Annotated in this window: 16 protein-coding genes; 9 read left to right on the top strand and 7 right to left on the bottom strand. The window is 70.7% G+C overall.

Going from position 1 to position 20564, the window contains the following annotated elements; all coding sequences use genetic code 11:
- Positions 1 to 694: 694 nt before the first annotated feature.
- From OG780_RS23560 to OG780_RS23575, 4 genes are all read left to right on the top strand, one after another.
- Positions 695 to 3856, top strand: a complete 3162-nt coding sequence (locus tag OG780_RS23560) for a sacsin N-terminal ATP-binding-like domain-containing protein (protein WP_328451225.1) — start codon at positions 695 to 697, stop codon at positions 3854 to 3856.
- Between the two features lie 319 nt (positions 3857 to 4175).
- Positions 4176 to 4973 (top strand): hypothetical protein, encoded by a 798-nt coding sequence (locus tag OG780_RS23565; RefSeq protein ID WP_328451227.1) that lies wholly within the window; start codon positions 4176 to 4178, stop codon positions 4971 to 4973.
- 266 nt (positions 4974 to 5239) lie between these two features.
- Positions 5240 to 6169 carry a hypothetical protein gene (locus tag OG780_RS23570; protein WP_328451229.1) on the top strand — a complete coding sequence of 310 codons (930 nt, stop codon included), beginning with the start codon at positions 5240 to 5242 and terminating at the stop codon, positions 6167 to 6169.
- 263 nt (positions 6170 to 6432) lie between these two features.
- A complete protein-coding gene (locus OG780_RS23575) occupies positions 6433 to 7284 on the top strand; it encodes a DUF5707 domain-containing protein (protein WP_328451231.1) in 852 nt (283 codons plus the stop codon).
- Between the two features lie 30 nt (positions 7285 to 7314).
- Here OG780_RS23575 and OG780_RS23580 read toward each other — a convergent pair whose 3' ends face one another.
- A complete protein-coding gene (locus tag OG780_RS23580) occupies positions 7315 to 9714 on the bottom strand; it encodes a cation-translocating P-type ATPase (protein WP_328451233.1) in 2400 nt (799 codons plus the stop codon).
- 111 nt (positions 9715 to 9825) lie between these two features.
- Positions 9826 to 10101 carry a DUF2530 domain-containing protein gene (locus tag OG780_RS23585; RefSeq protein ID WP_328451235.1) on the bottom strand — a complete coding sequence of 92 codons (276 nt, stop codon included), beginning with the start codon at positions 10099 to 10101 and terminating at the stop codon, positions 9826 to 9828.
- A 237-nt stretch (positions 10102 to 10338) separates the two neighbouring features.
- Between OG780_RS23585 and OG780_RS23590 the strand changes: the two genes are divergently transcribed.
- Complete coding sequence (locus tag OG780_RS23590) at positions 10339 to 11790, top strand: NCS2 family permease (RefSeq protein WP_328451237.1); 1452 nt, start codon at positions 10339 to 10341, stop codon at positions 11788 to 11790.
- A gap of 22 nt (positions 11791 to 11812) precedes the next feature.
- Here the strand turns inward: OG780_RS23590 and OG780_RS23595 are convergent, their stop codons facing one another.
- A complete protein-coding gene (locus OG780_RS23595) occupies positions 11813 to 11995 on the bottom strand; it encodes a ribbon-helix-helix protein, CopG family (protein ID WP_103551026.1) in 183 nt (60 codons plus the stop codon).
- A 144-nt stretch (positions 11996 to 12139) separates the two neighbouring features.
- Between OG780_RS23595 and OG780_RS23600 the strand changes: the two genes are divergently transcribed.
- The 3 genes from OG780_RS23600 (at position 12140) to thpR (ending at position 14857) form a co-directional block, all read left to right on the top strand.
- The gene (locus tag OG780_RS23600) at positions 12140 to 12577 is read left to right on the top strand and encodes a MarR family winged helix-turn-helix transcriptional regulator (protein WP_326787097.1); all 438 of its coding nucleotides are present in this window, start codon (positions 12140 to 12142) and stop codon (positions 12575 to 12577) included.
- A 232-nt stretch (positions 12578 to 12809) separates the two neighbouring features.
- Positions 12810 to 14174, top strand: coding sequence for an MFS transporter (locus tag OG780_RS23605; protein ID WP_328451240.1), 1365 nt, complete (start codon positions 12810 to 12812; stop codon positions 14172 to 14174).
- Between the two features lie 92 nt (positions 14175 to 14266).
- The gene (thpR, locus tag OG780_RS23610) at positions 14267 to 14857 is read left to right on the top strand and encodes an RNA 2',3'-cyclic phosphodiesterase (RefSeq protein WP_328451242.1); all 591 of its coding nucleotides are present in this window, start codon (positions 14267 to 14269) and stop codon (positions 14855 to 14857) included.
- A gap of 159 nt (positions 14858 to 15016) precedes the next feature.
- Here the strand turns inward: thpR and OG780_RS23615 are convergent, their stop codons facing one another.
- Both OG780_RS23615 and OG780_RS23620 read right to left on the bottom strand, forming a co-directional pair.
- On the bottom strand, positions 15017 to 16009 hold the full coding sequence (locus tag OG780_RS23615; RefSeq protein WP_328451244.1) for an aldo/keto reductase: 993 nt from the start codon (positions 16007 to 16009) through the stop codon (positions 15017 to 15019).
- A gap of 70 nt (positions 16010 to 16079) precedes the next feature.
- Positions 16080 to 16763, bottom strand: a complete 684-nt coding sequence (locus tag OG780_RS23620; RefSeq protein WP_328451246.1) for an SGNH/GDSL hydrolase family protein — start codon at positions 16761 to 16763, stop codon at positions 16080 to 16082.
- A 176-nt stretch (positions 16764 to 16939) separates the two neighbouring features.
- Here OG780_RS23620 and OG780_RS23625 point away from each other — a divergent pair, with 176 nt between their 5' ends.
- Complete coding sequence (locus tag OG780_RS23625) at positions 16940 to 17941, top strand: WD40 repeat domain-containing protein (protein ID WP_328451248.1); 1002 nt, start codon at positions 16940 to 16942, stop codon at positions 17939 to 17941.
- Between the two features lie 136 nt (positions 17942 to 18077).
- On the opposite strand, the gene serC is transcribed toward OG780_RS23625, so the two are convergent.
- Both serC and OG780_RS23635 read right to left on the bottom strand, forming a co-directional pair.
- Complete coding sequence (gene serC, locus OG780_RS23630) at positions 18078 to 19196, bottom strand: phosphoserine transaminase (RefSeq protein ID WP_328451250.1); 1119 nt, start codon at positions 19194 to 19196, stop codon at positions 18078 to 18080.
- Between the two features lie 132 nt (positions 19197 to 19328).
- Positions 19329 to 20552 carry a cytochrome P450 family protein gene (locus OG780_RS23635; protein WP_328451252.1) on the bottom strand — a complete coding sequence of 408 codons (1224 nt, stop codon included), beginning with the start codon at positions 20550 to 20552 and terminating at the stop codon, positions 19329 to 19331.
- Between the last annotated feature and the right edge of the window lie 12 nt (positions 20553 to 20564).

Below are 20564 nucleotides of genomic sequence, written 5' to 3' on the forward strand. Positions count from 1 at the left end.
TGCTCCCACCGTCCCCGGCACGGGTGTGCCCCCCAGCCGGGTGCGCACCCAGCCTTCTCTCGCCCCCTCCGCCCCTACCCGTCCCGTACCTGGGGCTCCGCCCCAGACCCCGCTCCTCAAGCGCCGGAGGGGCTGAATGTTGCCCCTGCACCCAAAAGGCGGGCCCGGAGGAAGGCGGCCCCCTGGGGCTCCGCCCCGGACCCCGCTCCTCAAGCGCCGGAGGGGCTGGAGATCACGCCCGTGAGGGGCTGCGCCCAAGCCGCCACGCACCCGTAGCGAACGGCCGGAACCACGAAGCGCCCGCAGTCGGCAGCGCGCGGGAGGGGCCGTGCCGGTACATCGGATGCCCGTCGCTTACGCCCGGATCGAGCAGCGGCTCCCCAGAAAACCCACGTCTGATCCAACGGCGACGGGCGGATGTACCGGCACGGCCCCGCCCCATCCACCGGACCGGACCGCACCGGACCGCACCGGACCGCACCGGACCGTACCGGGCCGGACCGTACCGGGCCGGACCGCACCGGGCCGGACCGCACCGGACCGGACCGCACCGGGCCGGACCGAGACCCGCGAACGCCAGCGCAGCGAACCGGCACGCGGACCCCGCCCGGAGCGGGGGAGCGCGCGCGGTACCTTCAAGCCGCGACCCGGTGCAGCATTCGCGGTCGCGCCAGGCTAGAGGGAGAGTGAACCCGTGAGTAAGTTCGTGCGGCCTGCTGCCGAGGGTGCGGATCCGTTCGGCACGGCCCGCCTGCGCCGCGGAGTACTGGACGCCTGGGCGGCCAGCCCGGCCAGGTTCCGCGAGGACGCCAACGCCGAGGAGGACCTGGTCCTCGGCGGGTACCGCGACCGGCTCGTCGTGGAACTCGCCCAGAACGCCGCGGACGCCTCGGCCCGCGCGGGCACCCCGGGCCGCCTGCGTCTCACGCTCCGCGACGGCGTCCTGGTGGCGGCCAACACCGGCGCCCCCCTCGACGCGGCCGGCGTCGAGTCCCTCGCCACCCTCAGGGCCTCCGCGAAGCGGGACGCGCACGACACCGCCGTGGGCCGCTTCGGCGTCGGCTTCGCCGCGGTCCTCGCCGTCACCGACGAGCCCGCCGTCGTCGGCCGGAGCGGCGGCGTCCGCTGGGCGCTCGCCGAGGCCCACGACCTCGCCGCCGGCATCGCCGCGGACAGCCCCGGTCTCGGCGACGAGATCCGCCGACGGGACGGCCATGTGCCGCTGCTGAGACTGCCGTTCGCGGCCGAGGGCACCGCCCCGGACCCGTACGACACCGCCGTGATCATGCCGCTGCGCGACACCGCCGCGGAGGATCTCGCCGAGCGCCTCCTGCGGACCATCGACGACGCCCTCCTGCTGGCCCTTCCGGGCCTGGAGGAAGTGGTGGTGGAGATCGGCGACGCGGAGATCCGCACCCTGCGCCGGACCGCCGTCGAGCACGGCGCCCTCATCGACGACTCCCGCGACGGCACCACCCGCTACCGCACCGTCGCGGCGCACGGCCCCCTCGACCCCGCCCTGCTCGCCGGCCGCCCGGTCGAGGAGCGGCTGCGCCCGCACTGGTCCGTGACCTGGGCCGTCCCGGTCGACACGGAGGGATCCCCGGCCCGCCCGAGGACCAGCCCCGTCGTGCACGCGCCGACACCGAGCGACGAAGCCCTCGGCGTCCCGGCGCTGCTCATCGCCTCCCTCCCCCTCGACACCACCCGGCGCCACGCGGCCCCCGGCCCGCTGACCGACTTCCTGGTGGAGCGCGCGGCCGACGCCTACGCCGAACTCCTCGCCGACTGGCGGCCGGTGGACACCGGGATCATCGACCTGGTGCCCGGCCCGCTCGGCAAGGGCGAGCTCGACGGAGCGCTGCGCCAGGCGATCCTGGACCGGCTGCCGCGCACCGCGTTCCTGCCGCCCGCCACCCCGCCGGCCCGGCTGCCGGACGTCGACGCCCCCGAGGACTGGCCCGGGAGCAGCCCCGCGGAGAACCCCGCAGCCCTGCGGCCGCGCGACGCCGAGGTGGTGGAGGGCGCGGGCGCCGAGACCGTCCGGGTGCTCGCGGAGGTGCTGACCGGCCTGCTGCCGGCCGGCCTCGAACGGCGGGTGGAGCTGCGCACGCTGGGCGTCGCCCGGGTGCCGCTCACCGAGGCCGTGGACCGGCTGGCCGGCCTGGAGAAGGACCCGGAGTGGTGGTACCGCCTGTACGACAGCCTCGCCGGGGTGGACCCGGACCGGCTGTCGGGACTGCCGGTGCCGCTGGCCGACGGCCGTACGACGATCGGGCCCCGCCAGATCCTGCTGCCCACCGCCGAGGGGTCCCTGGTGGCCCCCGGCACGCTCGCGCGGCTCGGCCTCAAGGTCGCGCACCCGGACGCGGCCCACCCCCTGCTGGAGAAGCTGGGCGCTCTCCCGGCCTCGGCCCGCGCGGTGCTCACCACCCCGCAGGTGCGGGCCGCGGTGGCCGCCTCGCTCGACGACGAGGGCGGGGTGTGGGACGAGGACACCCTGGACGCGGAGGAGCTCGCGGACACCGTCCTCGCGCTGGTCCGTGACGCCGCGCTCGAACCCGGCGACGAGCCCTGGCTCGGCGCTCTCGCCCTGCCGGACGAGGAGGGTGAGCTCGTGCCCGCCGGTGAACTCGTGCTGCCCGGCAGCCCGTTCGCCCGGATCGTGCGCGAGGACGAACTCGCCTTCGTCGACGCCGAGCTCGCCGACCGCTGGGGCGAGCAGCCCCTCGCGGCCTGCGGCGTACTGGCCGGCTTCGCCCTGGTGCGGGCCACCGACGTCGTCCTCGATCCGGACGAACTGGAGCCGCGCGAAGGGGACTTCGCCGAACCCGACGACGCGGGTCTGCTGGACGCGGTGGACGTGTGGTGCGAGGACGTCCTGGACCGGCTGCCCGACTCGCCGGTGCCGCCCGTCGCCACCGAGATCGTGGCCGTACGGGATCTGGACCTGGTGGACGACGACCGGTGGCCGGAGGCCCTCGCGCTGCTCGCCCAGCCGCCGCTGCGCGACGCGATCATCCAGCAGGTGCGCGTCCTGCTTCCGGACGGCACGCACGAGATCGTCCGCCCGTACACGGCGTGGTGGCTGCGCGGGCATCCGGTGCTCGACGGGCGCCGGCCGGCCGGTCTGCTGGCCGCCGGCGGCGATCCGCTGCTGCGCGGCCTGTACGACGAGGCCGACGCGACCGGCTTCGACGACGAGCAGGTCCTGCGGGCGCTCGGTGTCCGTACGTCCGTGGCCGCCCTGCTCGACGAGCCGGGCGGCGCGGCCGAACTGCTCGACCGGCTCGCCGACCCCGGACGCCGGGTCTCCGGAACCCAACTGCACGCCCTGTACAGCGCGTTGGCCGATCTCGACCCCGAGCGGGTGACACTGCCGGACGAGCTGCGGGCGGTCGTGGACGGCGAGGTGAAGGTCGTGGACGCGGCCGACGCGGTGGTCGTGGACTCCCCGGACCTGCTGGCCTTCACCACCGGGGTGCCGCTGCTGCCGGTGCCCCCGTCGCGGGCCGCGGAGCTCGCCGAGCTGTTCCAGGTGCGGCGGCTCAGCGAGTCCGTCACCGGCGAGGTGACTTCCGAGGGCACCGAGCACGACGTACCGGAGTCCGTACGGGTCCTGCTGGGCCCCGCGACCCCCGCTTCGTACGTCGAGCACGAGGAGCTCGTGGTCGACGGAACCGAACTCGACTGGCGCCGGAGCCGGGACGGGGTGCTGCACGCCGCCACCCTGGAGGGTGTCGCCTCCGGGCTCGCCTGGGCGGCGGGCCAGTGGCCACGCCGGTTCGAGGTGGCCGCGCTGCTCGAGGACCCGTCCCGCACGGAGGAGCTGGCCCGGGACCGCTGGTTCGACTGACCGCCCCCGGCGGACCGCCCCCGGCGGACCGCCCCCGGCGGACCGGGCGGTCGGGCCGGTCGGGTTCCGCCGTGTTCGGACGGCGCGTTTCGCCCGGTCCCGGGAATTCCGGGGCCGGGCTTTTCTCTGGGTTTCGCCATCCCCGCGTAACGCGAACCTAAAAACTGCGATTCCTTCACCCCGCCCGTACAACCAGTCCCACCCCTCACTAATCTCACCCTTGAGTCAACAGACTCATCGATCACTTGGGTCCCGTGCCGACGACGAGCCGTGAGGAACGACCACCGCCGGGACCCCCTTTCTCCACTTGGGGAACCCCATGCGCATACGAGCCACCGTGGCCGCCGTCACCGGCGCCCTGGCCCTTTCCGCTCTCGCCGTGCCGGCCGCGCAGGCCGCAGGCAACCCGCTGTCCGGCGTCACCTTCTCCAGCGTCGTGATCAACGGCGGCAAGAACATCGTGGTCGGCGCCTCCGCGCAGGTCACGATCAGCGCGACCTACACGGTGACGCACCCCTCCAGCGTCAGCCTGAGCTCCTTCGTGAACGGCCCGATGCTCTACCGCGGCACCTCGGTCACCTCGCCGACCGACGTCATCTTCGGCGACGACCCCGGCACCTGCACCGCCTCCTCCTCCACGGTGGCCAAGTGCACGGCCAAGATCGAGTTCCGTCCGGCCGGCTCCGCCGAGGTGGACCTGACCGACGCCCAGGCCGGTGCCTGGAAGGTCGGCGCGCTCGCCGTCGACGACAGCGACAACGCCAAGTGGCAGGGCGACCTGGGCACCAAGAACGTCCAGCGCCTGTCCAAGCTGACGGTCAACGCCGCCCCCGAGCCGGTCAAGAAGGGCAAGACCGTCACGGTCACCGGCGCCCTGACCCGCGCGAACTGGGACAACGCCAAGTACCAGGGCTACACGGGCCAGTCGGTGAAGCTGCAGTTCCGCAAGAAGGGCAGCACCACCTACACCACGCTCAAGACGGTCAAGACGGACAGCTCCGGCAACCTGAAGACGACCACCACGGCCACCGCCGACGGTTACTTCCGCTACAGCTTCGCGGGCACCTCGACCACCCCGGCCGTCAGCGCCGGCGGTGACTACGTCGACGTGCAGTAACACCTGAACACGCGGTACCGCCTGAACACGCGGTACCACCTGATGTCACCGGAAATCCCCGGCCTCAAGGCCGGGGATTTCTGTTTGTCCCGATATCCGTCCCGATCTCCGTATGGACCGCACAAAGATTTCGTTTTCCGTGCAACCGTTCGAGCATCCCGGCGATCTTCCTAACGAGTCATCAGACTCCGCCATCACTTGGGCCCCTGTGACCGCGAGCCGTGAGGAACGACCACAACCGGGCCCTGTCTTCACTGGGGGATCGCATGCGTCTTCGTGCCACCGTGGCCGCCGTCTCCGGCGCCCTGGCTCTCTCCGCCCTCGTCGCGCCGGGCGCCCACGCCGCCGGTTCCACCGACCACCGCGCGGACATCGCCAAGGTGCAGGATGTCGCCCGTACCGCCTCGGGCAAGGCCGCGTACACCGGATCCACGGGCTCCACCACCGGCACGCCCTACGCCCTCGACCTCTCCTTCTCGAACGTGAAGGTCAACGGCGGCAAGCCGATCGTTGCCGGCATCGCCAACCAGGTCACCGTCCCGGTCACCTTCAGCGTCAAGCACGGCGCCTCCGTCGACATCACCGCCGACGACTTCTTCCTGGACGTCGAGCTCTACCGCGGCTCCTTCGACGAGCGGGTCGGCATCCTGGTCGGTGACGACTTCCCGTCCTGCTCCGTCACCTCGTCGACCACCGCCACCTGCAAGAGCACCATCGACATCTACCCGGGCGACGAACTGGTCAACGCCGACGCCACCACGTGGAAGGCCATGGGCCTCGCGGTCGCCTTCAACGGGGTCGACCCGAGCGACGACGGCGCCGACCTGAGCAAGGTCGGCTACATCGACCAGGACGCGCTCACCACCAGCAAGCTCCAGCGTTACTCCAAGCTGAGGGTCAACGCCGCGCCGGAGCCGGTGAAGAAGGGTAGGACCGTCACGGTCACCGGCAAGCTCACCCGCGCCAACTGGGAGCTGCACGACTACTACGGCTACACGGGCCAGTCGGTGAAGCTCCAGTTCCGCAAGAAGAACAGCAGCACGTACACCACCGTCAAGACCATCAAGACGGACAGCCACGGCAACCTGAAGACCACCACGACGGCCACCGTCGACGGTTACTTCCGCTACAGCTTCGCGGGCACCTCGACCACCCCGGCCGTCAGCGCCGCGGGTGACTACGTCGACGTGCGGTAGCACCTGATCCGGTCGCGTGATCCCGTCGCGTGACCCGGTCACCTGATCCGACCTGAATCCCCGGCCCTCCTCGGGCCGGGGATTCCCGTCTGTCCCCGTCCGCTCGCACGGCCGCAGAAAAAAGTTCAACAGGCGTACAACTATTGGCGGTTGTGAGCGATCTTCTCTTCCGGGTCATCAGACTCCACCATCACTCGGGTCCCAGTGGTGACGAACTGTCAGGACCGGCCATCGCCGGGGCCCACTCTCTACGTGGGGAACGCATGCGCATACGTGCCACTGTGGCCGCCGTCTCCGGCGCCCTGGCTCTCTCCGCTCTCGCCGTGCCGGCCGCGCAGGCGGACGGTCACAGGTCGCTCGCCTCGATGGCGCCGTCCACCTCGAAGATCACGCCGTTCACCGGCTCCACGGCCGCGGACGAGGTCGTCGGCGACACCAAGATCACGAGCGTCACCGTCAACAGCGGCAAGGACATCGTCGTCGGCACCACCCAGAAGAAGACCTTCACCATCACGGTGACGGCCACCGACCCGACCGGCATCTACGACGGCTACGCCATGCTGTGGCACGGCTCGGACCTGGACAACGTCGACGGCGCGATCGTCCCGGACGCCGAGACGGGCACCTGCACCGCCACCGGCGCCACCACCGGGACCTGCAAGGTCACGGTCGTAGCCGACCCGAACGACAACATCTACGGCAACATCCTGGCCGGTACCTGGAGGGTGTGGGCCGCCGCCGTGGGCAACGACGGCGACTACATCGTCAGCGAGGCCTACGAGACCGCCCGGGTGCAGCGCGCCTCCACGCAGACGGTCAACGCCGCGCCGGAGCCGGTGAAGAAGGGCAAGACCGTCACGGTCACCGGCAAGCTGTCCCGCGCCAACTGGGACGACCTCAAGTACCACGGCTACACGGGTCAGCCGGTGAAGCTGCAGTTCCGCAAGAAGACCAGCAGCACCTACACCACGCTGAAGACGGTCAAGACGGACAGCTCCGGCAACCTGAAGACGACCACGACGGCCACCGTCGACGGTTACTTCCGCTACAGCTTCGCGGGCACCTCGACCACCCCGGCCGTCAGCGCCGCGGGTGACTACGTCGACGTGCGGTGACCGGACGCACGGCCATCAGGTGACGTAGCCCTACGCGGGCACGCGGCGGTCGACCCATCTCCACAGGAACTCCAGGACGGCCGCCGCTGTCACCGAGATCAGCACCGCGACCCACGGCATCGTCGTGCCGACCAGCTTCAGAGCGAAGAAGTGCTGGAGCCTCGGCACCACGAGCACCAGCAGGAACGCCCCGCCCATCGAGGCGACGAGGCAGATCCGCCACCAGGTGTAGGGCCGGGCGATGATCGCGAGCACCCACATCGAGACCAGGAACAGCGTCAGCGTCGCGGCGCTCGTCTCCGCCTCCAGCGAGCCTTCTCCCGTGTAGTAGTGGCGCGCGATCAGGTACATCACGAAGGTCGCCGTTCCCGCGACCACGCCGCCCGGGATCGAGTACCGCATCACCCGCCGTACGAAGTGGGGCTGGGCGCGCTCCTTGTTCGGGGCGAGGGCGAGGAAGAACGCCGGGACGCCGATCGTCAGGGTCGACAGCAGGGTCAGGTGGCGCGGCAGGAACGGGTATTCGACCTGCCAGCACACCACCAGGACGGCCAGCAGCACCGAGTAGACCGTCTTCACCAGGAACAGCGTCGCGACCCGGGTGATGTTCCCGATGACCCGGCGGCCCTCCCCGACCACCGAGGGCAGCGTCGAGAAGCTGTTGTTCAGCAGCACGATCTGGGCCACCGCGCGGGTCGCCTCGGACCCCGAGCCCATGCTCACCCCGATGTCGGCGTCCTTCAGGGCCAGGACGTCGTTCACGCCGTCGCCGGTCATCGCCACCGTGTGCCCGCGTGACTGCAGGGCGCCGACCATGTCCCGCTTCTGCTGCGGGGTGACCCGCCCGAAGACCGTTCCCTTCTCCAGGGACTTCGCCATCTCCTCGCGCTCGTCCGGCAGCCGGCGCGCGTCCACGACCTCGCCGGTGAGCCCCAGCTTTCCGGCGACCGCGCCCACCGACACCGCGTTGTCGCCGGAGATGACCTTGGCCTTGACGTCCTGATCGGCGAAATAGCGCAGGGTGTCGGCCGCGTCCGGGCGCAGCCGCTGCTCCAGCACGACCAGGGCGGCGGGTCGGGCGGCCTCCGTGACACCGGGGTCGCCGAGGTCCTTGGTGGTCCTCGCGAGCAGCAGCACCCGCAGCCCCGCCTCGTTGAGCCGCTCGGTCTCGCCGAGTGCCGGGTCCCCGGGGGCCAGCAGGACGTCGGGGGCACCGAGCAGCCAGGTGCTGGACTCGCCGTTGCCCTCGCTGAAGCCGGCGCCGCTGTACTTGCGGGCGGAGGAAAAGGGCAGGGACTGGGTGCAGCGCCACTCCTCGCTGTCCGGGTAGGCGGCGGTGATCGCCTGGAGGGAGGCGTTCGGCCGTGGATCGGACTCGCCGAGGGCGCCGAGGACCTTGCGCAGATACGACTCGTCGGTGCCGTGGAGCGGCCGCAGCTCGGTGACGTTCATGCCGCCCTCGGTGAGGGTGCCGGTCTTGTCGAGACAGACGGTGTCGATGCGGGCGAGGCCCTCGATGGCGGGAAGTTCCTGTACGAGGCACTGTTTTCGGCCAAGGCGGATGACGCCGATCGCGAAGGCGACGGAGGTGAGCAGGACCAGGCCCTCCGGGACCATCGGCACGATCCCCCCGACGGTCCGCGCGACGGAGTCCTTGAAGCCGTGCTGCTTGACGACGAGCTGGCTGATGATCAGGCCGATGGCGGTCGGGATCATCATCCACGTCACGTACTTGAGGATCGTGGAGATACCGCTGCGCAGCTCCGAGTGGACCAGCGTGAACCGCGAGGCCTCCTCCGCGAGCTGGGCCGCGTACGCCTCCCGGCCCACCTTCGTCGCCGTGAAGGCGCCGCTGCCCGCGACCACGAAGCTGCCCGACATCACCGGGTCGCCGGCGTGCTTGACCACGGGGTCGGCCTCGCCGGTGAGCAGCGACTCGTCGATCTCCAGCCCGTCGGCCTCCGCGCAGGTGCCGTCGACGGCGACCTTGTCGCCCGGCCCGATCTCGAGGAGGTCCCCGAGCACGATCTGCGAGGAGCTCACCTCGGCGGCGACCCCGTCCCTGCGGACGGTCGGTTTCACCTCGCCGATCACCGCGAGCGAGTCCAGGGTCTTCTTGGCCCGCCACTCCTGGACGATGCCGATCCCGGTGTTGGCGATGATCACGTAGCCGAACAGGCTGTCCTGGAACGGTGCCACGAACAGCATGACCAGCCAGAGGACACCGATGATCGCGTTGAACCGGGTGAACACGTTCGCCCGGACGATCTCGCCGATGGAGCGGCTGCTGCGCACCGGGACGTCGTTCACCTCGCCGCGCGCGACCCGCTCGGCCACCTCGGCGGCCGACAGCCCCTCGGCACGCCGGGAGACGCGTATGGGCACCGGGTGAACCGGATCGAGTCCGGCGTCCGCGTCGGTGTGGGTCATGCCCTCGACGGTACGTGCGGATTTGCGGCTTCACCCGCCGAGTGGGCCAAACCTCCGACTTGGGGAGGAGAGGAGACGGCGGGCAATGCTGCCGTGGGTGGAGAAGAGCCCCTACTCCGTCACGGGGGTGGCGGGGGAGTCGGCAGCCTGGGCACGCTTGATCGCGGCGTCACGCTTGCGGACGTACCAGATGCCGATCAGCCCGAGGCCCGCGCCGGCCAGGCAGGTCCACAGCCACCACAGGTGTCCGTGGTCGTCGAACCAGCCGTAGAACGGCAGCTGCACCAGGAAGAGGACGAACCAGAGGATCGTGCCGCCCGTGATGGTGGCGACGACGGGGCCCTCCAGGGGCTCCGGCGCCTCGTGCTTGGGGGTCCACTTCGCCATGTGCACAGCTTACGAGGGTCGGCGACCGGTTGTGTCCGCACCCGGCCTCCCTTGTGCGGCAAGGGTCTACGCGCGGAGATAGCGATTTCTGACTCATATGTTCATACTGAAACGGTCCGAGTCTGGCCAGTTGTATTCGTATGAATCACCAAAAGGGATCTGGGGGAAACCTTCTGGTGGTCGATCGCTGACCAGGCTCGATCACGTTCCCCGTCCCCCGCACGTTTGAGGACCCGCATGTCCACCTCGGCCGCCACCAAGGCCCCCGCCCCGCAGGAGCCGGAGTCCCGGCCCGCGCAGAGCGCCCTCGATCGCTTCTTCAAGATCTCCGAGCGGGGTTCCAGCCTTCCGCGGGAGATCCGCGGCGGTTTCGCCACCTTCTTCGCGATGGCGTACATCATCGTGCTGAACCCGATCATCCTGGGCAGCGCGAAGGACATGTACGGGCACCACCTCGACAACGGGCAGCTCGTGACGGCGACCGCGCTGACCGCGGCCTTCACCACGCTCCTCATGGGCGTCATCGGCAATGTGCCGATCGCGCTGGCGGCGGGCCTCGGCGTGAACACGGTCGTCGCCCTCCAGCTCGCGCCCCGGATGTCCTGGCCGGACGCCATGGGCATGGTGGTCCTCGCGGGCTTCATCGTGATGCTCCTGGTCGCCACCGGTCTGCGTGAGCGCGTCATGAACGCGGTGCCGCTCGGCCTGCGCAAGGGCATCGCGATCGGCATCGGCCTGTTCATCATGCTGATCGGCCTGGTCGACTCCGGCTTCGTCACGCGCATCCCGGACATCGCCCAGACGACCGTCCCGCTCCAGCTCGGCACCGACGGTCACCTGCACGGCTGGCCCGTGCTGGTCTTCGTCCTCGGCACCCTGCTCACCCTCGCGCTGATCGTGCGCAAGGTGCCCGGCGCCATCCTCATCTCGATCGTCACCATGACGGTCGCCGCGGTGATCATCAACGCCGTCACCACCGTCCCGTCCTGGGGTCTGACCACCCCGAAGTGGCCGGGCAACCCGGTCGCCAGCCCGGACTTCGGTCTGATCGGCCAGTTCAGCCTCTTCGGCGGCTTCGGCAAGGTCGGCGTGCTGACCGGCATCCTCTTCGTCTTCACCGTGCTGCTGTCGTGCTTCTTCGACGCGATGGGCACGATCATGGGCATCAGCGACGAGGCCAAGCTGACGGACGCGCAGGGCAACATGCCCGGCATCAACAAGGTCCTCTTCGTCGACGGCATCGCCGTCGCCGCGGGCGGTGCCTCCTCCTCCTCGGCCACCACGTGCTTCGTGGAGTCCACGGCCGGCGTCGGCGAGGGTGCCCGTACGGGCTTCGCGAACGTGGTCACCGGCGCGCTCTTCGCCGTCGCCCTGTTCCTGACCCCCGTCGCCACGATGGTCCCGGCCCAGGCCGCCACCCCCGCGCTCATCGCGGTCGGCTTCCTGATCATGTCCCACTCGGTCAAGGAGATCGACTGGGCGGACTACACGATCGCCATCCCGGCCTTCGTGACGATGATGATGATGCCGTTCACCTACTCGATCACCAACGGCATCGGGATGGGCTTCATCACCTTCGTCGTGCTGCGCCTGGCGGCGGGCCGCAGCCGTGACATCCCGGTCGCCATGTACGTGGTGTCGGCCGTGTTCACCTTCTACTACCTCATGCCGGCCCTCGGCCTGACCTGAGCGGCCTCGGCCGTGCGGGGGATCACGTGACCCCGTAGAACTTCTCCGTCTCCTCGACAGCGGTCTGGAACCGCTCGTCGAAGTCGTCGCGAATGAGCGTCCGGACCACATAGTCCTGGACGCTCATTCCGCGTTTCGCGGCATGTTGTCGGAGCCGGTCGAGCAGCTCCCCGTCGATACGCAGGCTGAGCACGCTGGTCCCCATGAAGTCGAGGGTCGCCTCTTCCCGACCGGAATCGGGTCACTTTCCGGTGCGATCTCACTCATATGAGTGATCCCCGTGTCGGATGGCGCGTTTCACGGGGGCCCCATTGTTCTTTAGCGAGAGTAATGAGTTACGCTAAAGAACATGCCTGACCTCACCCATGGCGACGACGAGGCCGCCGTGAACGCCTTGCGCTCCGCAGTGATGCGGTTGTCGCGTCGACTCAAGCACCAGCGGGTCGACGAGTCGCTGAGCCCCACCGAGATGTCGGTGCTCGGCACCCTCGCCCGCTGCGGCAGCGCCACGCCCGGCGAGCTCGCCCGCAAGGAACACGTGCAGCCGCCGTCGATGACCCGCATCGTCGCGCTGCTCGAAGCCAAGGGGCTCGTCAGGCTGGAGCCGCACGCCGAGGACCGGCGCCAGAAGGTGGTGACGCAGACCGACAAGGCGGAGGCGATGCTCGAAGAGAGCCGCCGCAAGCGGAACGGGTTCCTTGCCGGACTGGTCGAGGCCCTCGACGAGGACGAATGGGCCAAGCTCCGCGAGGCCGCTCCCGTCCTGGAGAAGCTCGCGCACATCTGACCGACGGCGGTCCTCCTTCGCTCCCTGATCCCGGTCCGGATCACCGGTCACGACGCTGATCAGCGGTCTCGGTCCGGATCACTGATCTCGGTCCGGGTCGCCGGTCACCGGCCGGATCGCTGGTCCCGGTCCGGATCACCGGTCTCGGAGCAACGGAGGGTCCGCCCTTCCCCGCAAGCGCCGACGCCCCCCATGACGCCGACGTCCACGATCGCACTGGAGGCGAGCCCTTTTGAGTACGGGATCCGGAGCACACTCCGCCCCCGCACCAGCCACCCACGACTCCACAGCCGCCCGCGACTCCCCCCGCTCCTCCTCGATGTTCAGCTCGCTGAAGATCCGGAACTACCGCCTGTTCTTCCTGGGCCAGGTCGTCTCCAACACCGGCACCTGGATGCAGCGCATCGCCCAGGACTGGCTGGTGCTCAGCCTGACCGGCTCCTCCGCCGCGGTCGGTATCACCACCGCGCTCCAGTTCCTGCCGATGCTGCTCTTCGGCCTGTACGGCGGTGTTCTCGTCGACCGTCTCCCCAAGCGCCCCACGCTGCTGGTGACCCAGACGGCGATGGCCCTCACCGGCCTCGTGCTCGCCTTCCTCACCCTCTCCGGCCACGTCCAGGTCTGGCACGTCTATCTCGCCGCCTTCGCCGTCGGTATGGCCACCGTCGTCGACAACCCGGCACGCCAGTCCTTCGTCTCCGAGATGGTCGGCCCCGGCCAGCTGCAGAACGCGGTCAGCCTGAACTCGGCCAACTTCCAGTCCGCGCGGCTGGTCGGACCCGCCGTCGCGGGCCTGCTGATCACCGGCGTGGGAACCGGCTGGGCCTTCCTGCTGAACGGCCTGTCGTTCGTGGCCCCGCTGGCGAGCCTGCTGCTGATGCGGTCCCGTGAACTGCACGTCGTCGAGCGGGCGCCGCGCGCCAAGGGCCAGCTCCGCGAAGGCCTGCGTTACGTCGCCGGGCGCCCCGAACTGGTCTGGCCGATCGTCCTCGTCGGCTTCATCGGCACGTTCGGCTTCAACTTCCCCGTCTGGCTCTCGGCGTACGCGGACGACATCTTCGACTCGGGCGCCGGGGCCTACAGCCTCTTCAACACGCTGATAGCGCTGGGTTCGCTGGCCGGCGCGCTGCTCGCCGCCCGGCGCGGTACGGCCCGGCTGCGGGTGCTGATCGCGGCCGCGGTGGCTTTCGGCGCGCTGGAGGTGGTGGCCGCCACGGCGCCCACGCTCTGGCTGTTCTCGCTCCTGATGGTCCCGATCGGCATCTTCGGACTGACGGTGAACGTCACCGCGAACACCTCGGTCCAGATGGCCACCGACCCGGCCATGCGCGGCCGGGTCATGGCGCTGTTCATGATGGTCTTCGTGGGCGGCTCGCCGCTCGGCGCGCCGCTGGTCGGCTGGGTCACCGACGTCTACGGTCCCCGGGTGGGCTTCGCGCTCGGCGGGCTGGTCTCGATGACCGCGGCGACGGCGATCGGTCTGGTCCTGGCCCGCCTCGGCGGCCTGCGGGTCTCCCTCGGGTGGCATCACGGCCGCCCCAGGATCCGCTTCGTCCCGCGCGAGCGGAGCGAGGAGCGGCTCGCCACCGCGGTGTGACCAGGTGGTTCGGAGGCGGTCGGCCGGCTCACGCGGCCGGCCGCCTCGCGCACTCCCGTGTGCTGATCGCCGTTCCCTGGAAGGCTGGCCCCATGAGACTCTTCGCCGCGGTACTGCCTCCTGCCGGAGCGGTGCGTGAACTGGCCCCTGCGGTGGACGCGTTGCAGCGGACGCCGGGTGCGGACGCCTTGCGCTGGACGGGCCGCCCCGGCTGGCACTTCACCCTCGCGTTCTACGGAGAGGTCGCCGACGACCTCGTCCCGGACCTCACCGAACGGCTGCTGCGGTCCGCCCGTCGCACCGACCCGTTCCCGCTGTCCCTGCGCGGCGGCGGGCACTTCGGCGGGCGTGCCCTGTGGGTGGGCGCGGCGGGGGACATCCAGACCATGCGGCTGCTGGCGGACCGGGCGGAGGCGGCGGGACGCAAGGCGGGCGTCGAGATGGAGGAGCACCGCCGCTACCGGCCGCACCTGACGGTGGCCCGCAGCCGCGACTCCGCGGACTTCAAGCCGTACGTCGCCGCGCTGGACGCGTTCGCCGGGAAGCCCTGGACGGTGGGTGAGCTGTGTCTCGTCCGCAGCAACCTGCCGACGTCGGGAGTGCCCGGTGAGCAGCCCCGATACGAAACGGTGGCCGGTTGCCCACTGGGGGCGGGCGACGGGACCGGCCCGGCGGCCCGTTAACCTCGTTGGCGTGAACCCGAAGACCCGTAACCGGATCATGGCCGGTGTGCTCGTGCTGATGTTCTTCGTCGTGGCCATGGCGGCGGCGGTCAGATAGCGACCGCCGTGGCCCTGGCGGCGGCGGCCGGACAGCGACCGCCACCGCTGGACGCCGCCCCGCTACCAGGCGAACGCCTCGGGGGACGGGCCCGGACCCGGGAAGATCTCGTCGAGCCCCTCCAGGACCTCCTCCGACAGCTCCAGCTCCACCGCGCGCAGCGCCGATTCGAGCTGCTCCGCGGTGCGCGGGCCCACGATGGGGCCGGTGACGCCGGGACGGGTCAGCAGCCAGGCCAGCGCGGCCTCTCCGGGCTCCAGACCGTGCTTCTCCAGCAGATCCTCGTACGACTGGATCTGGGCGCGTACGGCCGTGTTGGCGAGGGCGTCGGCGGACCGGCCGCTCGCCCGGCGGCCTCCCTCGACCTCCTTCTTGATCACACCGCCCAGCAGTCCGCCGTGCAGCGGCGACCAGGGGATGACGCCGAGCCCGTACTCCTCGGCGGCCGGGATGACCTCCATCTCGGCGCGGCGCTCGGCGAGGTTGTAGAGGCACTGCTCGCTGACCAGGCCGATGGTCCCGCCCCGGCGTGCGGCGATCTCGTTGGCCTGGGCGATCTTGTAGCCGGGGAAGTTGCTGGACCCCACATAGAGGATCTTCCCCTGCCGCACCAGGACGTCGACGGCCTGCCAGATCTCCTCGAAGGGGGTGGACCGGTCGACGTGGTGGAACTGGTAGACGTCGATGTAGTCGGTCTGGAGCCGCTTGAGGCTCGCCTCGACCGCGCGCCGGATGTTCAGGGCGGAGAGCTTGTCGTGGTTCGGCCACGCGTCGCCCTCGGCGCCCATGTTCCCGTACACCTTGGTGGCGAGGACCGTCCGGTCGCGGCGGTCGCCGCCCTTGGCGAACCAGTTGCCGATGATCGATTCCGTACGGCCCTTGTTCTCGCCCCAGCCGTACACATTTGCCGTGTCGAAGTAATTGATTCCGGCGTCCAGCGCCGCGTCCATGATGGCGTGGCTGTCGGCCTCGTCCGTCTGCGGTCCGAAGTTCATCGTGCCGAGGACGAGCCGGCTGACCTTGAGCCCCGTGCGTCCGAGCTGTGTGTACTTCATGGTTCACCAGCCAACGGCGTGGAGTGCGCTCTAGGCAAGAGCGGGCCGGGTGACCGACGGCGCCCCGGGTTCAGGCCGGCCGGGCCGTGTACGGCTCGGCCAGGTCCCAGGCCTGGTGCATCGCCTCCGCGAAACCCTCCGCGATCTTGTGCTCGCCGCTCGCGTTCGGGTGGGTGCCGTCGTACGTGTCGAAGGTGATGTCGTACGAGGGGGGCGGGGACGCGAGCAGCAGGGGGGAGCGCGGTTCGTCGAGGTCGGCGACCGCCTTGGCGAGCAGCTCGTTGAAGGCGGCCACCTCGGCGGCGAAGGGGGCGTCGGACTCGGCGCGGACGTTCGGTATCACCGGGAGCAGGACCATGCGGATGCGCGGGTTCGCGGCGCGGGCCTCCTCGACGAAGACGCGGACGTTGTCGGCGGTCTGCACGGCGTTGGTGTAGAAGCCGAGGTCGATGAGGCCGAGCGAGACCAGCAGGACGTCGGCGCGCTGCGCGCGGACCGTCTCGCGGATCATCGGGGCCATGTGCAGCCAGCCCTCGCCCCAGCCGGCCAGGTGGGCGCGGGGGAATTCCGGGTCCGCGTACTCGTGCGAGTCGGGAGAGCCCGTCGACTTGTCGTAGAGCGTCTCGCGCGGCCCGACGATCTTGAACGGGCCCCCGTACGTCGCGCGCAGGTGCTGCCACATCCGGTAGCGCCAAGTGTGTTCGCCCGCGCTACCGATCGTCATGGAGTCGCCGACGGGCATGAACCTGAGCATCCGATCATCATGGACGATCGGCCCGGGCGCCACGGGCCGCCAGGGTGTGAAGCTGGACACGCCCGCGGGCGGTCCGGCGCGGTGCGCGGGGCCGGGCGGGGCGCGAGGGCCGGGCGGGGCGGGTCCGGGCGGGCGCCGGTCACATGAACGGGCCGGTGGGATGGCAGGCTTGGGCCATGCGCCGATCGCACTCGTTCGTGTCCGGAGCCGCCGCCGGAGCCCTTGCCGGAGCGGCCCTCGTCCTCGCCCTGGCGGCGCCCGCCCTCGCCGACGGCGGGGACGGTGGGTTCACCATCAAGGATCCCCGGATCAAGGAGTCCAGCGGTCTCGCCGCCTCACGCCTCCACCCGGGCGTCTACTGGACCCACAACGACAGCGACGACGGGCCCTACCTGTACGCGGTCGACAGCAGGACGGGCCGGACCGTCGCCACGGTCACCATGAGCGGGGTCGGCGCGCCCCGGGACGTCGAGGCGATCTCCCTCGGCCCCGACGGCGACCTGTACGTCGGTGACATCGGCGACAACCTCGGCGGCTCGTGGGACCACGTGTGGATCTACAAGCTCCCCGAGCCGAAGGTCCTCAAGGACCAGACGATCCGTGCCACCCAGTACGTCGTGAAGTACTCGGACGGTCCCCGCAACGCGGAGGCGCTGATGGTGCACCCCAAGACGGGGCGCGTCTACATCGCCGACAAGAACGAGGACGGCGGCCACCTCTACGAAGGCCCCGCCGAACTCAGCGTCTCCGCGACCAACGTGTTCAAGCCCGTCGCCACCGTCGATCTGTGGGTCACGGACGGGGCCTTCTCCCCCGACGGCCGTCAGCTCGCCGTGCGCGGCTATTTCGGCGGGATCGCCTACTCCTGGAACGGCGGGCGGATCAAGCGCCTGGAGCGCCTGAACGTGCCCCTCCAGGGCCAGGGCGAGTCGATCACCTACACCCCCGACGGATCGAAGCTCCTGTACGGCAGTGAGGGCGCGGACAGCGGTGTGGAGCCCGAGGACGCGCCGGGTGCCGCGGGGTCCGGCTCCGACTCGCCCTCCAAGGGCGGCGGTTCGGCCGCCGGGGGCGGGAGCGGCGACGGGACGAGCGGTCAGGTGAAGATCGGCGCCATCGCGGTCGCGGCCCTCTTCGCCGTGGTGTTCGGCTTCAAGCGGCTGCTGCGCCGCCGCTGAACACGGCCGCGGCCCGCGTCACGACGGACGGCGGCCGCGGGCCCGTACGCGACGGACGGGGGCCGAGGCCCCGTAAACACGGCGAAGGGGCGTCCGGCACGCTCGCGCGCCGGACGCCCCTCGAAGGCCGGGACGGTTACAGCTTCTCGATCACGTAGTCGATGCAGTGCGTCAGCGCCTCGACGTCCGCCGGGTCGATCGCCGGGAACATGGCGACGCGCAGCTGGTTGCGGCCGAGCTTGCGGTAGGGCTCGGTGTCGACGATGCCGTTGGCGCGCAGGACCTTGGCGACGGCGGCGGCGTCGATCTCGTCGGCGAAGTCGATCGTGCCGATGACCTGCGAGCGCTTGGCCGCGTCCGTCACGAACGGGGTGGCGTACTTGCTGTCCTCGGCCCAGCGGTACAGGCGGGTCGAGGAGTCCTTCGTCCGGGCGGCCGACCAGGCGAGGCCGCCCTGGCCGTTGATCCACTCGATCTGCTCGTTGAGCAGGAAGATCGTGGCCAGCGCCGGGGTGTTGTACGTCTGGTTCTTGCGGGAGTTGTCGATCGCCGTGGGCAGCGAGAAGAACTCCGGGATGTGGCGGCCCGAGGCGTGGATGCGCTCGGCGCGCTCGATCGCGGCCGGGGAGAACACGCCGATCCACAGTCCGCCGTCGGAGGCGAAGGACTTCTGCGGGGCGAAGTAGTAGACGTCGGTCTCGGCGATGTCGACGGGCAGGCCGCCGGCGCCGGAGGTGGCGTCCACCAGGACGAGGGAGCCCTCGTCGGCGCCCGCGACCCGCTTGATCGGGGCGGCGACACCGGTGGAGGTCTCGTTGTGGGTGAAGGCGTAGACGTCGGCGCCTGCCTCGGCGACCGGCTCGGGGTGCGTGCCCGGGTCGGAGGAGACCACGGTCGGCTCGGCGAGCCACGGGGCGAGCTTGGCCGCCTTCGCGAACTTGGAGGAGAACTCGCCGAACGTGAGGTGCTGCGACTTGTTCTCGATCAGGCCGTGCGTCGCGACGTCCCAGAACGCGGTGGAGCCGCCGTTGCCGAGGACGACCTCGTACCCCTCGGGCAGGGAGAACAGCTCGCGCACGCCCTCGCGCACCTTGCCGACCAGGTTCTTGACCGGGGCCTGGCGGTGGGATGTGCCGAGCAGAGAGTCACCGGTCGCGGCCAGCGCGTCCAGTGCCTCCGTCCGCACCTTGGAGGGGCCGGCGCCGAATCGTCCGTCGGCGGGCTTGAGGTCAGCGGGGATCTGGATATCAGCCACGCCAGGAGCCTAGCCGTTCCGGGAAACCTCGGTGAAACGTCGTCCGTCGGCTGAGACGGGGCGTGTTGACGGCGGCGGCCGCGGCAGGGCCCGTCACGGGCCCTGCCGCGGCCGGCGGCTCATGGGGTCCGGTTATCCGGCGGTGAGCTTGACCGGCAGCTCGAACAGGTCGTTCTGCGTCACCACCGGCTTGTTGCGGAGCTCCGACACCGGGACGGCCAGGTCCAGGGAGGGGAAGCGCTCGTACAGGGCGGGCAGGGCGACGCCCGCCTCCAGGCGGGACAGGGCCGCGCCGGGGCAGACGTGGGGCCCGTGGCCGAAGGAGATGTGCCGGTTCTTGCCGGTGCGGCTGACGTCGAACTCGCCCGCGGTGGGCCCGTGGGCGTTCTCGTCACGGCCGATCGCGCCGTACGACACGATGAGCGCGTCGCCCGCCGGGATCACCTTGTCGCCGACCGGGACGTCCTCCGTGGCGAAGCGGATGAGGACGTGGGAGGTCGGGGTGGAGTGGCGCAGGGTCTCCTCGACGACCGCGGACCAGTCGGCCTCGCCGGACAGCACGAGGGCGCGCTGGTCGGGGTGGGCGGAGAGGTTCACCACCGCGTTGACGATCAGGGAGATGGTCGTCTCGTGGCCCGCCGCGACCATCAGCTGGAGGGTGGAGACGATCTCCGCGTCGGTGAGGTGGTCGCCGTCCTCGGAAGCCAGGATCAGCGCGCTGGTCAGGTCGTCGCCCGGCTCGGCGCGCTTGGCCGCCACCGTGTCCGCCATGATCCCGGCCAGCTCGGTGAGGGTCGCGATGACCTCGGCGGGCGGGGTCTGCGTCGAGAAGAACTTCTCGAAGAGCTCCTTCAGACGCGGCAGCCGGGACTCCTCGATGCCCATGAGGTCGGCGATCACGTACATGGGCAGGGGGTAGGCGAAGTCGGCCTTCAGGTCGACGACGTCCCCGGTGAGGTTGTCGAGCAGGCTCTCCGTCATCTTCGAGATCCGCTCGCGCATCTGCTCCACCCGGCGCGGGGTCAGTGCCTGCGCCACCAGGGTGCGCATCCGCCGGTGGTCCGCGCCGTCCACGGTGAGCATGGAGCGGCCGGGGTTGGCGAGTCCGATCAGCGGCCAGTCGGGGGCGATCTCGCCGCGCTGCCAGGCGCCCCAGACGTTGATGTCCTTCACCAGACGGGGGTCCGTGAGCAGGGCGCGCGCCTCGGCGTGGTGGGTGACCGCCCACACCGGGACACCGCCGGGCAGTTCGACGGCGGCGAGCGGTCCCGCGGCGCGCAGCGCGGCGCTCTCGCCGTCCAGGTCGGTGACGAAGGGGTCCAGGACTATGCGGGTCTCTTCGGTACCGGTGGTCATGCGGGGGTGCCT

The sequence above is a fragment of the Streptomyces sp. NBC_00386 genome, from assembly GCF_036063235.1.
Lineage (GTDB): Bacteria > Actinomycetota > Actinomycetes > Streptomycetales > Streptomycetaceae > Streptomyces.

Coding starts and splice junctions, on each gene's coding strand:
- OG780_RS23565 (WP_328451227.1), top strand. CDS start 4,176: ATGCGCATACGAGCCACCGTGGCCGCCGTCACCGGCGCCCTGGCCCTT.
- OG780_RS23570 (WP_328451229.1), top strand. CDS start 5,240: ATGCGTCTTCGTGCCACCGTGGCCGCCGTCTCCGGCGCCCTGGCTCTC.
- OG780_RS23575 (WP_328451231.1), top strand. CDS start 6,433: ATGCGCATACGTGCCACTGTGGCCGCCGTCTCCGGCGCCCTGGCTCTC.
- OG780_RS23580 (WP_328451233.1), bottom strand. CDS start 9,714: ATGACCCACACCGACGCGGACGCCGGACTCGATCCGGTTCACCCGGTG.
- OG780_RS23585 (WP_328451235.1), bottom strand. CDS start 10,101: ATGGCGAAGTGGACCCCCAAGCACGAGGCGCCGGAGCCCCTGGAGGGC.
- OG780_RS23590 (WP_328451237.1), top strand. CDS start 10,339: ATGTCCACCTCGGCCGCCACCAAGGCCCCCGCCCCGCAGGAGCCGGAG.
- OG780_RS23595 (WP_103551026.1), bottom strand. CDS start 11,995: ATGGGGACCAGCGTGCTCAGCCTGCGTATCGACGGGGAGCTGCTCGAC.
- OG780_RS23600 (WP_326787097.1), top strand. CDS start 12,140: ATGCCTGACCTCACCCATGGCGACGACGAGGCCGCCGTGAACGCCTTG.
- thpR (WP_328451242.1), top strand. CDS start 14,267: ATGAGACTCTTCGCCGCGGTACTGCCTCCTGCCGGAGCGGTGCGTGAA.
- OG780_RS23615 (WP_328451244.1), bottom strand. CDS start 16,009: ATGAAGTACACACAGCTCGGACGCACGGGGCTCAAGGTCAGCCGGCTC.
- OG780_RS23620 (WP_328451246.1), bottom strand. CDS start 16,763: ATGCTCAGGTTCATGCCCGTCGGCGACTCCATGACGATCGGTAGCGCG.
- OG780_RS23625 (WP_328451248.1), top strand. CDS start 16,940: ATGCGCCGATCGCACTCGTTCGTGTCCGGAGCCGCCGCCGGAGCCCTT.
- OG780_RS23635 (WP_328451252.1), bottom strand. CDS start 20,552: ATGACCACCGGTACCGAAGAGACCCGCATAGTCCTGGACCCCTTCGTC.